Annotated in this window: 11 protein-coding genes; 6 read left to right on the top strand and 5 right to left on the bottom strand. The window is 36.5% G+C overall.

What is annotated here, in order from left to right:
• The first annotated feature begins 3 nt into the window (after window positions 1-3).
• The 6 genes from VB776_RS07145 to VB776_RS07120 all read left to right on the top strand — a co-directional run bounded on the left by VB776_RS07145 (window position 4) and on the right by VB776_RS07120 (window position 6,745).
• Window positions 4-771 carry a 3-hydroxyacyl-CoA dehydrogenase gene (locus VB776_RS07145; RefSeq protein ID WP_323327466.1) on the top strand — a complete coding sequence of 256 codons (768 nt, stop codon included), beginning with the start codon at window positions 4-6 and terminating at the stop codon, window positions 769-771.
• Window positions 772-1,016: 245 nt separating this feature from the next.
• Window positions 1,017-2,132, top strand: a complete 1,116-nt coding sequence (locus tag VB776_RS07140) for an alpha/beta hydrolase family protein (RefSeq protein ID WP_323327464.1) — start codon at window positions 1,017-1,019, stop codon at window positions 2,130-2,132.
• A gap of 127 nt (window positions 2,133-2,259) precedes the next feature.
• Entirely contained in the window at window positions 2,260-3,321 is a 1,062-nt protein-coding gene (locus tag VB776_RS07135; RefSeq protein WP_323327462.1) for an aromatic ring-hydroxylating dioxygenase subunit alpha, read from the top strand.
• A gap of 5 nt (window positions 3,322-3,326) precedes the next feature.
• On the top strand, window positions 3,327-4,310 hold the full coding sequence (locus VB776_RS07130) for a PDR/VanB family oxidoreductase (RefSeq protein ID WP_323327460.1): 984 nt from the start codon (window positions 3,327-3,329) through the stop codon (window positions 4,308-4,310).
• 38 nt (window positions 4,311-4,348) lie between these two features.
• Window positions 4,349-5,212 (top strand): amidohydrolase family protein, encoded by an 864-nt coding sequence (locus tag VB776_RS07125; protein WP_323327458.1) that lies wholly within the window; start codon window positions 4,349-4,351, stop codon window positions 5,210-5,212.
• A gap of 273 nt (window positions 5,213-5,485) precedes the next feature.
• A complete protein-coding gene (locus tag VB776_RS07120; RefSeq protein ID WP_323327456.1) occupies window positions 5,486-6,745 on the top strand; it encodes an MFS transporter in 1,260 nt (419 codons plus the stop codon).
• 397 nt (window positions 6,746-7,142) lie between these two features.
• Here VB776_RS07120 and VB776_RS07115 read toward each other — a convergent pair whose 3' ends face one another.
• The 5 genes from VB776_RS07115 to VB776_RS07095 all read right to left on the bottom strand — a co-directional run bounded on the left by VB776_RS07115 (window position 7,143) and on the right by VB776_RS07095 (window position 11,928).
• Window positions 7,143-7,895 carry a hypothetical protein gene (locus VB776_RS07115; protein ID WP_323327454.1) on the bottom strand — a complete coding sequence of 251 codons (753 nt, stop codon included), beginning with the start codon at window positions 7,893-7,895 and terminating at the stop codon, window positions 7,143-7,145.
• A 353-nt stretch (window positions 7,896-8,248) separates the two neighbouring features.
• Complete coding sequence (locus VB776_RS07110) at window positions 8,249-8,908, bottom strand: hypothetical protein (protein WP_323327452.1); 660 nt, start codon at window positions 8,906-8,908, stop codon at window positions 8,249-8,251.
• Entirely contained in the window at window positions 8,905-9,408 is a 504-nt protein-coding gene (locus VB776_RS07105) for a hypothetical protein (RefSeq protein ID WP_323327450.1), read from the bottom strand. The genes VB776_RS07110 and VB776_RS07105 overlap by 4 nt, the downstream gene beginning before the upstream one ends.
• Window positions 9,409-9,592: 184 nt before the next feature.
• Entirely contained in the window at window positions 9,593-10,636 is a 1,044-nt protein-coding gene (locus VB776_RS07100) for a UDP-glucose--hexose-1-phosphate uridylyltransferase (RefSeq protein WP_323327448.1), read from the bottom strand.
• 140 nt (window positions 10,637-10,776) lie between these two features.
• Window positions 10,777-11,928 (bottom strand): galactokinase, encoded by a 1,152-nt coding sequence (locus VB776_RS07095; RefSeq protein ID WP_323327446.1) that lies wholly within the window; start codon window positions 11,926-11,928, stop codon window positions 10,777-10,779.
• Window positions 11,929-12,011: the final 83 nt, after the last annotated feature.

The raw sequence follows: 12,011 nt of genomic DNA, 5'->3' as shown, positions 1-12,011 counted from the left end.
AACATGAACATACAAAATAAAACTTTCATCATCACAGGCGGAGCTTCTGGCTTGGGCTTGGCTACGGCAAAAATGGTGATTGACAATGGCGGAAACGCCGTTTTGCTCGACATCAATGCCAAGGCAGGTGAAGAGGCTGAAAATACTTTAGGGCAAAATGCTCGTTTTGTTCAAGCTGATGTGGCTGACGAAGCGAGTGTGCAAAATGTCATCGACACTGCTATCAGTACTTTTGGAGCTTTGCATGGTGCTATTTCTTGTGCGGGCATCGGACCGGGTGAAAGAGTAATTGGCAAAAATGGGCCACATTCTTTAGCCAATTTTACCAGAACGATTACGATAAATCTTATTGGTACTTTCAATGTCATTCGATTGGTTTCGGTGGTTTTACAAAATAACTCACCCGAAGAAAGTGGCGAAAGAGGTATTATCATTTCAACGGCTTCGGTTGCGGCTTTTGATGGACAAATTGGTCAGGCTGGATACTCGGCTTCAAAAGGTGGCATTGTTGCCATGACTTTACCGATTGCTCGTGAGTTAGCTCGCTTTGGCATCAGAGTAATGACAATCGCTCCAGGAACTTTTGAAACGCCATTGTTAGCTGGTTTACCCGAAGATATTCGTACTTCTTTGGGGCAACAAGTACCTTTTCCATCCAGATTAGGCAGACCAGAAGAATTTGCGTCTTTGGCAAAACATATTATCGAAAATCAAATGCTAAACGGAGAAATCATCCGATTGGATGGTGCTATTCGGATGGCAGCAAAGTAAAACTTGAATTATGAGATATGAATTATGAAAAAGTGCTTCCACATAAAACTTATGGCATGACTAAACTCTTTTAGCTATGAGCCGTGAGCTATGAGCTTTAAAATACTTATGTCTAATAAAGGTTCATTACTCAATACTCATAACTAAAATCTCAAGGCTAATTGCTCACAACTGAAAATCTAAAATCAAAAGCTCATAGCTCACAACTCATAGCTAAAATTCTCACAGCTTAAAGCTAAAAAAACATGAAAAAAATACTTTTCCTTCTCTGCATTGCTCATTTTGCAATGGCACAAAATATCGCTAAGATTGACTCTGGCTCAATTAATCAAGCGAAGTATAGAATTCTTTTCCCTCAGAACTGGAAAGGAAAATTGGTCATGTACGCTCATGGCTACGAATTTATGGGGACACGACCTTTCCAAAGTCAGAATCCAGAATTTTTGACCAGAATGCAGCCATTTTTAGAAAGAGGTTTTGCCGTAGCCGCTTCCGACTATCAGTATCAAGGTTTTGCTTTACCGCAAGGAGTTGATGATACAGAAGCGCTTCGTCAGTATTTTGTTTCAAAATATGGCAAACCAGATTCAACTTTTATGGTAGGTCATTCGATGGGCGGAGGCATTACTTTGGCTACTGTTGAAAATTTTGGTAAAAATTATAATGGAGCTTTACCACTTTGTCCGCTGTCGAGTCGTCCGTACTTGCAGTGTAGAAAAGAGTTTGATATGTATGCTACTTTCAACGGTTTGTTCCCGAATGTCGCTACTTCTCTCTCAGAAATTTTTGACCTTTCAAAACCTTATCAGGCACAATCACCCAATAAAATGATGGCTAAAGTAATGGGTATCAAAAAAGCAATCTTGGCAAAAGACTCGGCTTTGGCGGTGGCTTTTGCCAAACGCTTTGACTTGAAATTGGACGATTTGCCTTTCTCTTTATTTTTCAATGAAAATGTTTTGAGAGATGTTGCTCAGAAAGCGAAAGGAAATCCATTCGATAATACAAATACTTTGTACAGTGGTTTTCCAGATAACTTATTGGTCAATCAGAAAGCGGAACGCTTGCCAGCAACGGCAAATCCTGATGTGATTTTTTCAAAATACGACCGCTCAGGAAATATTAACGTACCAACAGTTTTGATGCACACCGTTTACGACCAATTGATTCCTGCTACTTATGGTGTCGTGAATTTTGAAAACATGGTTCATCAACAACATAAAGACCAGTACTTTACCGTAAAATATACTAATGGACAAGGACATTGTAATTTTAGTCCACAACAAACAGGAAAAGCTTTCGACGAATTGCGTACTTGGGTAAAAACAGGGAATAAAGCAAAAGCGGGGTTTATGGAGTAAGAGGCATTAGGCTATATGCTTTAGGTTATCTTTAAATACTTTAAGTAAAAAATAGCCTTTGACTTTTGCCTACAGCTTATAGCCTAAAGCCTACAGCTAATTTTTTTAACCAATTTAATTTATCAAAATGCAGTCATTTACCATCAATGAATCTTTTCCTATGAATGCGTGGTATGCCGCCGCATGGGATTTTGAAGTAAAAAATACCTTATTGCATCGGAAAGTATGTAATAAGCCTATTTTGTTATACAGGAAAAAAGATGGAACTCCTGTTGCTTTAGAAGATGCTTGTTGGCATAGGCTATTACCATTATCAAAAGGGAAACTGAAAAATGATACTGTCGTCTGTGGTTATCATGGCTTGGAATACAATAGTGATGGACGTTGTACACACATGCCTTCTCAGGAAACTATCAATCCTTCTGCTTGCGTAAGGGCTTATCCCGTAGTTCAAAAATATAGATATGTTTGGGTATGGATGGGAAACCCTGCACTTGCTGATGTCGCCAAAATTCCTGATTTGCATTGGAACGATGACCCAGATTGGGCGGGCGATGGTAAAATGATTGAAGTAAAATGTAATTACCGTTTAGTGGTTGATAATTTGATGGACTTAACGCATGAAACCTTTGTACATTCTGAAAGTATTGGTGATGAGCATGTAACAGAAGCTCCTTTTGATGTTTTTCACGATGACAATACGGCTACTGTGTCAAGATGGATGCTTGGAATTGACCCGCCACCATTTTGGAAAAGTCAGCTTAACAAGAAAATTAAAACAGATGAGAAAGTAGATAGATGGCAAATTATCAATTTTCAAGCTCCTTGTACAGTCACGATAGATGTTGGCGTCGCTCTGACGGGTACAGGTGCTCCTGAAGGTGACCGTTCGCAAGGAGTAAATGGCTATGTGTTAAATACCATTACGCCAATGACCAGCCAAACGTGTATGTATTTTTGGGCTTTTAGCAGAAATTATAACATAAAAGACCAGAGTAATACTACTGAGTTAAGAGATGGTGTTTCGAGAATCTTTTTTCAAGATGAAATCATCCTAGAAGCACAACAAATTGCCATTAACGAAAATCCTAATCGTGAATTTTATAATTTGAATATTGATGCTGGGGCGATGTGGGCTAGGAGAATCACTGACAAAATGGTAGAAGCTGAACAACAAAAAAATCAATAAATTCGATGAGGTTTAGAAATAACTGGATAGATGCTAAAGTGTCAGCTATTGAAGATAAAGCGAACAATGTAAGGCAAATTACCTTGAAACCCATTGATGGTGCAGAACCATTTACAGTTGGTTCGCACATTGATGTATCTGTCATCATCAATGATAAACCCGAAATAAGAAGTTATTCCCTCATTGGAACACAAGCTACCGAAGGTGCTTATACCATTGCCGTAAAAAGATTAGAAGCAAGTAGAGGAGGCTCTAAATATATGTGGACTTTGGAAGTGGATAACCAAATTAAAATCTCACAACCTTCCAACCATTTTGAATTGAATTATGGAGTAAGCGACTATTTATTAATTGCAGGAGGTATTGGAATTACGCCACTTGTCGGAATGGCAGAAGAAATTAAAAAGAAAAATCAGGCGACGGTGAATATGATTTATGTAGGAGTAAATCCAGCCGAAATGCCTTATATAGACAGATTAAAAGCAGTTTTAGGAAATAATTTGCATCTTCATTTTAGTGATATTGATGGATTGTATGAAGTAAATAGAATCTTTGAATTAGCTAACAAAAACACAGGAGTGTACTTATGTGGCCCATTGGGTTTTATGAATGCCATCCGTAAAGCATGGGAAAATAGTTCTTTTGAAAATACTAATTTGAGGTACGAAACCTTTGGTGCGTCGGGACTTTTTGCTCCTCAAACATTCAAAGTAAAGTTGCCACGCTTTAATCGTGAAATTGAAGTAGCTGAAAACCAAAGTATGCTAAAAGCACTTGAAGAAGCTGGTATTGATGTGATGTATGATTGTCAAAAAGGAGAATGCGGTTTATGCCAAGTAAATATTTTAGAATGTACAGGTGACATTGACCATCGTGACTTCTTTTTTAGTGAAAAACAAAAAAAGCAAAACAAAAAAATGTGTGCTTGTGTAAGTAGAGTTGCCAATGGCGACTTAGTGATTGATACTTCTTACAGAGGTAAAGTATAAATGAAATTTGTGATTAAAAATGATAATACGCTGAAAATATGATAGATATAAATAAAGTAATTGCCATTGATGTACATACTCATGCAGAAGTATCTTGCTGTCAGCCTTACGACGATTATCGTTCGGAATTTGACGAGGCTTTTGCGAAGTACTTCAAATCAAGTAAGCGTCCGACAATTCAAGAAACTGCCGATTATTATCGAGAACGAAACATGGCGTTTGTCATGTTTACGATAGATTCTGAATTTGAGGTGGGTAAAAAACGCATTCCAAACATCGAAGTAGCCGAAGGAGCATTAAAAAACGACGATGTAATGATTGCCTTTGCCAGTATCGACCCGCACAAAGGACGAATGGGAGCAAGAGAAGCCCGTGATTTGATAGAAAATTATGGCGTAAAAGGTTTTAAATTTCATCCGACGGTTCAGGGTTTTTATCCGCAAGATAAAATGGCGTATCATTTATACGAAGTAATTGCGGAGTACCAATTGCCTATGCTTTTTCATTCGGGTCATTCGGGTTTTGGTAGTGGCGTGCGTGGTGGCGGTGGACTTCGTTTGGAGTATTCAAACCCAATCCATTTGGATGATGTTGCAATTGATTTTCCAGATTGTCCCATTATTATTGCCCATCCAAGTTGGCCTTGGCAAGACGAAGCCCTTTCCGTAGCCATGCACAAGCCCAATGTGTACATTGATTTAAGTGGCTGGTCGCCGAAGTATTTTCCGAAGCAACTAATACAATATGCTAATACGATGTTGAAAGATAGAATGCTTTTTGGCACGGATTTCCCTTTGATTACGCCCGAAAGATGGATGAAAGATTTTGAAGATGCAGGTTTTAAAGAAGAAGTAAAGCCTTTGATTTTGAAAGAGAATGCGATTAAAATGTTAAAGCTTTAGACTTGAGGACTTGAAGAGAAAAGATACAAGAAGCAAGAAACAAGAATTTTTGAGTTTGAGATTTTGGGACTTTAGGACTTGAAGAAGTTAAGATTCAAGAAGCAAGAAAAAAGACTAAACAAATCTGAAAGCTCATAGCTCAAGGCTCACATCTGAAAGCTGAAATCCGACATCCGAAGACCGAAAGCTTACAGCCTACAGCTTATAGCATAAAGCCTTATACTTAACCAACTATGAAAAATGACGCTTGAAAATATAATTAACCGAAATTCCATGACAGGTTTGCAGTACGCTACCATTGTCATTTGCTTTGTAATGAATATGCTCGATGGCATGGACGTTATGGTGATTTCATACACCGCTCCAGCCATCGCCAAAGCTTGGGGAACAAGTCCCGAAGCTTTGGGAATCGTATTTAGTTCTGGTTTGGTCGGAATGACATTCGGGGCGATACTTTTAGCTCCTTATGCAGATAAAATCGGAAGGAAATCCATGATTTTATTAAGTGCCGTACTGATGGGAAGTACCATTTTTCTTACTTCCTTTGCTACATCCATTTCCTATTTATTACTTTGCAGATTTATCAGCGGTTTAGGCATCGGAAGTATGTTGGCAAGTACAGCTTCGCTTACAGCAGAATACACGCCTAACAAAACCAAAGATTTTTGGGTAAGTTTAGTCATTTCGGGTTATCCTGTCGGAGCAGTTTTATCAGGCTTGGTAGCGGCTAAAATCATCCCTTTGCACGGTTGGCAAAGCATGTTTCAAGTAGCAGGCTATGCTACTTTAGTAGCTATTCCATTGATTTACTTCTTTTTATCTGAGTCATTATCTTTTTATTTAAAAGCACAACCAACGGCTGCTTTGGATAAAATTAATCAGATTTTGAAAAAGATGAGTATTGAAGCCTTGAGTGAATTACCCGATAAACCCAGCGAACAACACAGTAAATCATTACGTTCCTTGATGACTCCTGCTTACAAAATTCCCACCATTCAATTATGGGTAGCCTTGTTTTTGGCTTTTGCAACCTTGTATTTTCTAACAAGTTGGATTCCAAAATTGGCAAGTAATGCAGGACTTTCGATTGAATTAGCCATTTATTCAGGAACAGTTTTCAACGTCGGAGCTTTCATTGGTATCGTTACCCAAGGTTATTTTTCAAGTAAATTCGGTTTGAAAAAAACCATTGGCGTATTTCTGATACTTACCGCTGTTTTGATGGCAGTTTTTCAATTCTTTATTGGTTCAGATGCGATTTTATTCATTTTGGGTTTATTAGGTTTTGGGATTCAAGGCGGTTTTGTCGGACTTTATGCCGTTGCCGTAAGAATGTATCCCACAGAATTCAGAACTACAGGAGTGGGCTGGTCAATCGGGATAGGTCGTTTGGGCGGAATTATTGGTCCAGCTTTGGGAGGAATTTTAATTGGTATGGGGCTGTCGATGAGTACTAACTTCTTGATTTACGCTATTCCAACCGTTTTTGCTGGTATTATGACTTTGTATCTTTCTTCTAAAGAGATTAGTTGAGGGATAAATTATGAATTAATTTCAAGAACGAGTTTTAGGCGAGAAGATAATCTAATATTACTATGCTAAAAACCTTACTTCGCAGCGACAGTCGCCTCGGGGTGAGGTTTTTTATCTTTCACCCATTCAAAATCAAATCCGCCGCTTTTTTTGCTACGGCTATCACAGGGGCGTTTGTATTTCCTGCAATTAATGTTGGAATTAAATAAACATCAACCAATATTACAGTTTACTTTAGGCTTTCTTGAATGTAGGATACTCAGAAAATTTCCTCTCAACCGTGTTCAAATCTAGTTTTAGATTGTTTTCGTGAGTGAACCAGTCAGATAATTATCATTGGGACTTTTCAAATTATAATTTATTTTAATGACAGAAATTTAATATTTCATCGATTGCTTCAAGCACTTCCATTGATATATAATTGACTATATTTTCCTTTGATTAGATTAAGTTTCACGCTAAAATGGCAATCACCGCCATCTTTAACGGTCATTATTTGGTAATGAAACCCTTCATCGTTGTCTTTGCAATTGCAGTAAACGATGACTTCAATTTCATTATTAGCGTTCGTAACAGCTACACATTGCTTAGTGTAACTATTTACATTGTGAGTAATTCTATTATTATTTTCAGCAATACATAACTCTAATAAATTATTTATTACCAAAACATCATTTTTTTTTAGCGAGTACGACTTTACTTTTTCTGAAAAGAAATCATAATAGTTAGGATGATATGTGAAAAAAGCATAACTACTATCAAGGCTATTGATTGCGTACACATCTTTTATCCTACTTTCAGTAATTTTAAGTTTTAATGGAGCACTTCCTCCAATAAATTCAACGAATCCGTTATTAATAACTGCAATACGACATGTTAAGAACTGGAAGCCTCTGTCAATAAATTTTATTGTATCTTTTTCAAGTAAATATTTTCCAGAATACTTTTCATTTTTTTCGTAGTATGAACTTTTTTGGAATAGATTGAAAGTATAGGTACTATCATCATAAAATTTTATGGAAGTATTAACTTCATTATAGGGAGAAATATGTTCTGCTTCCAAAATGTTTAGCTTTTCTTTTTTGGTAGGTTGGCATTTACAAAATGAGAGAAAGATAATTATTCTAAAAAAAACAGAAGCAATTTTCATGAGTTGTTGATGTTTTGAAGTACCAAGAAGCCCGATAATTTTAAGCCTTAAAATAATAAGGTTTTTTCGTACTTCCCCTTTCTTTGTTTGATGTTGCTATTTAAACTTTCTAAAACTTTAGCATCCTGAGTTTCTTTGATACTTACTAAGTCAAATTTGGTAAGTAATTCCTATAAAATATCGCTTCGCTGTCTTTTACTTTTAAGGGCAAATCCATAATATTATATCATTAAGCGATTAATGTGTTAGTTTTTGTAATAAAGTAAGGTTAAGGAAATAGATTGATTCTGAAAAATAAATGAGCAAATTTTCTGTGTTTTCAGCGAATTATTGATTGCCAAATGGATAATATTCTACTTGTTCTGGTTGTAGAACTTGATGATTCCAAATTTGAAGATATTTCTTCTTCTATGTAAGGACGTTTCAAAAGTGTTTTCAATTGATACTTGTAGATACTTTTTTACTTCATTTTCTAAGTTTATGATTTCTTCCTTAATCTTTAAACGATTATCGAAAATATATACAATATCTTCAAAATCACTATTTAGGCGATAATCATCTCCATGTCTGTTTGATATTAATGCTTCAAATTTTGAAGCAAGAAATAAGTCAAGAGGAAAAATTTGAATATTTAGCTCATCATCCAAATGATAAGTTAAACTGTTTTGTAATCCTTCTTTGTACCAAATATTTGTGAACCCTAAAATATTATCATCATCAGGCATAATATCAACAACTATATCATGATAAATATAGCGACAAATAACCCCAGAAAATACATCGTTTTGGAAACCCATCGTTCGTAGCTTTTCTTCTAAAATGACATAAGAGCCTTTGTTATGAAGTTCCACCACAACATCAACATCATTGGTAGGTCGTACTTCTGCTCTGGCAGGGTCGTCACAATAAAGTTCAACAACAGCACCTCCTACAAAGACGATTTTATTTGTCAAATGGCTAAATGCCTCAGCTAATACTTTTATTCTTACAATGTTGTGATAACTATTTTTCATACCGATAAAATTCGTTTTTCTAATTCCTGAGAAGCAATATTTACGATTCTGGCAGTACCTGTTCTGATGGCATCAACTAAGGCTAAGAGTTCATAAAGCTTTTTGTTATTTTCTACAACATTTGGAACTGTATGATATAATGGGATAATAGACTGACCTCTTACTTCACCTGATGGATTTTCCCAGACGTATAATTCATTGGAGATGATACTTTTGGATAGAGGTAATGCAGAATGTGCAGTAGGTACACCTCTAACCAATGCTCCTGGATGTGTAGGAAAAACATATTTTAAACCATTTAATAGAAATGCCAAGAATGCTTTTTGATTAACTTTCTTAGTTTTAATATCAGCAATTAGTCCTGCAAACTCTGACCTTCGTAAAGATTCAGAAACCTCTGCTTCGCTCATTTTTAGACTATATGCAATATTTTTATTTTGATATGAGCCATTATTTTGTAACTCAGATGCTTTATTGTCTTCATTATCAGACAATTTCATAGATATTAAGTCCAATATAATAACTATATCTTGTGGACGCATTCCATTATGTTTTTTCATACGAATTCATTATATATTTTCAAAAACAAAGATACAATAATTCATGATTTGCAATTTGCAAATCGTGAATTATTTAACAAACAAAAAAGCTGTTCTAAATCTTCATTCGGAACAGCTTTCTATTTTACTTGGTTTTATAATGTACTTCTGATAATGCTCTCAATACTGCTGCACTTTTTTCTGCCGTGATGTCTCTTTGTGGATTGGCTAACATTTCGTAACCTACCATAAATTTCTTGACAGTCGCCGAACGCAACAATGGCGGATAAAATACAAAATGCCAATGCCATTCGTCATGTGCTTCGCCGTCTGTTGGAGCTTGATGAACACCAGCAGAGTAGGGGAAAGAGGTTTCAAAAAGATTATCATAACGCACAGTCAATCTTTTATAAGCATTCGCAAAAGCGTCTTTTTCTGCATCAGTCATGTCCGAAATTCTTGCCATTTTTCGCTTCGGAACAATCATCGTTTCAAAAGGCCAAACTGCCCAATAAGGTACTAAGGCTACAAAATGCTCATTTTCGAACAATACTCTTTCTTGTTTGCTTAATTCTTTTTCGATATAATCAGCCAATAAAGAGCGTTGATTTTTCTGCCAATACTTCAATTGTGCAATTTGCTTCTTCATCGGTTCGTCTGGGATTGAGGATGAAGCCCAAATTTGCCCGTGTGGATGCGGATTCGAGCAACCCATTACAAAACCTTTGTTCTCGAAAATCTGAACGTAATTGATAAAGTCTTTTCCGCCAAGCGTCAAATACTCATCAACCCAAGCGTCCACTACTTTTCTAATGGCAGATTCTTCCATTTCTGGAACGGTCAAATCATGGCGAGGAGAAAAACAGATTACTCTACCCAAACCTCTTTCTGTTTCTGCCTTGAAAAGTTCGTCTTCTTCAAAACTGTGCGGAGGAGTATCTTCCAACAAGGCAGCAAAATCGTTATTGAAAATATAAACGTCTTGGTAATCTGGATTTATTTCGCCATTCATGCGAGTGTTGGTCGGACATAAATAACAAGTTTCATCATAAGCAGGGCGGTCGTCGCCAGCTACTTTTTCTACTTGTCCTTGCCACGGACGTTTTGCACGATGTGGCGAAACTAATACCCAGCTGTCTGTCAGCGGATTATATCTTCTATGAGGATGTTCTTCAAAAATTGGATTCATTGTTTTTGATGTAGGCTGTAAGCTGTAAGCTGTAGGCTGTAAGCTGTAAGCTATGAGCTATGAGATTTTACAGAAGTGTTTTGAAAATCTCATAACTCATAACTCATAACTCATAACTCAAAGCTCATTGCTACAACCAATTAAATAATTTCCGTTCCGTTCGTTAATGCTACTGTATAAGTAACTAAGTCTTTTTGATATTTTGCTTGATATGCTTTTTTGATTCTGTTCAGGAAAGCCTCAGCTTTACTTTTTTCAACAATGTTGATTGAACAACCACCAAAACCTCCGCCCATCATTCTTGAACCAACTACAGCATCATCTTCACGTGTTTGGTCGACCAAAAAGTCTAATTCTTCACAAGAAACGGCATAATTATGTTGCAGTCCATCATGGGTTTCGTACATTTTTTTACCGAAAGTTGCCAAATCATTTTGTTCAAGTGCTTCGCAAGCTACAATTACTCTGTCGATTTCGCCCACCACATACACACAACGCTTATAAACATTTTCTAAAAGGCTCGCTTTGGCTTCTTCCACCATCGTTAAAGTTAAATCTCTAAAGCTTTTTACATTAGGATAAATTTCGCCCAAGATTCTCAAACCTTCTTCACATTCCAATCTACGAGTATTGTATTCAGAATCGCCCAAAGAATGTTTTACGCCAGAATTACAAAGAATTATAGTATGATTTGGCAAAGACAAAGGAAAATGTTGATATTCTAAACTTCTACAATCCAAGCGAATTACAGCGTCTTTTTTGCCGAACATTGAAGCAAACTGGTCCATAATGCCACAGTTTACACCAACGAAATTATTTTCAGCAGCTTTCCCAATTTTCACCATTTGCATCGTTTCCAAACCTAAATCATAAAGTTGGTTTAGGGCAAAAGCTAAACCAGTTTCTACGGCAGCCGAAGAAGAAACGCCAGCACCTAAAGGAATATCACCTCCGAAAACTAAGTCAAAACCTTTTACTTTTTGTCCCGCTTTTTGTAGTTCATCCACAACGCCAATCAAATAGTTCGCCCAACTTTTATCAGATTTTTGAATCGTTGAAATGCTGAAAGTATCGCTACTTTCTAAATCGTAAGCATAAATATTACAATTTTCATCTTCACGGGGAGAAATGGCAAAGTAAATCGCTTTGTCGATGGCGGCAGGCAATACGAAACCATCGTTATAATCGGTATGTTCGCCGATAAGGTTGATTCGTCCTGGAGCACGAACGACTAAAGAAGCTTCTTTTGAAAATTGTTCTTGAAATTTGGCAATGATATTTTCTGGATACATTTATGAGCGTAAGATTAAATTAGAATTCAAAGGACGATATTTTTTAGAAATTTTCATTCAATCTTTCTTGTCTTGATGATGAA

The organism is Arcicella gelida (genome assembly GCF_034931025.1).
GTDB lineage: Bacteria > Bacteroidota > Bacteroidia > Cytophagales > Spirosomataceae > Arcicella > Arcicella gelida.
This window is presented reverse-complemented; position numbering and strand designations above follow the sequence as displayed.

Bases quoted from the DNA above. Each gene is read 5' to 3' on its own strand.
- VB776_RS07125 (WP_323327458.1), top strand. From the start codon at position 4,349: ATGATAGATATAAATAAAGTAATTGCCATTGATGTACATACTCATGCA.
- VB776_RS07100 (WP_323327448.1), bottom strand. From the start codon at position 10,636: ATGAATCCAATTTTTGAAGAACATCCTCATAGAAGATATAATCCGCTG.
- VB776_RS07135 (WP_323327462.1), top strand. From the start codon at position 2,260: ATGCAGTCATTTACCATCAATGAATCTTTTCCTATGAATGCGTGGTAT.
- VB776_RS07115 (WP_323327454.1), bottom strand. From the start codon at position 7,895: ATGAAAATTGCTTCTGTTTTTTTTAGAATAATTATCTTTCTCTCATTT.
- VB776_RS07140 (WP_323327464.1), top strand. From the start codon at position 1,017: ATGAAAAAAATACTTTTCCTTCTCTGCATTGCTCATTTTGCAATGGCA.
- VB776_RS07105 (WP_323327450.1), bottom strand. From the start codon at position 9,408: ATGAAATTGTCTGATAATGAAGACAATAAAGCATCTGAGTTACAAAAT.
- VB776_RS07130 (WP_323327460.1), top strand. From the start codon at position 3,327: ATGAGGTTTAGAAATAACTGGATAGATGCTAAAGTGTCAGCTATTGAA.
- VB776_RS07095 (WP_323327446.1), bottom strand. From the start codon at position 11,928: ATGTATCCAGAAAATATCATTGCCAAATTTCAAGAACAATTTTCAAAA.
- VB776_RS07145 (WP_323327466.1), top strand. From the start codon at position 4: ATGAACATACAAAATAAAACTTTCATCATCACAGGCGGAGCTTCTGGC.
- VB776_RS07110 (WP_323327452.1), bottom strand. From the start codon at position 8,908: ATGAAAAATAGTTATCACAACATTGTAAGAATAAAAGTATTAGCTGAG.
- VB776_RS07120 (WP_323327456.1), top strand. From the start codon at position 5,486: ATGACAGGTTTGCAGTACGCTACCATTGTCATTTGCTTTGTAATGAAT.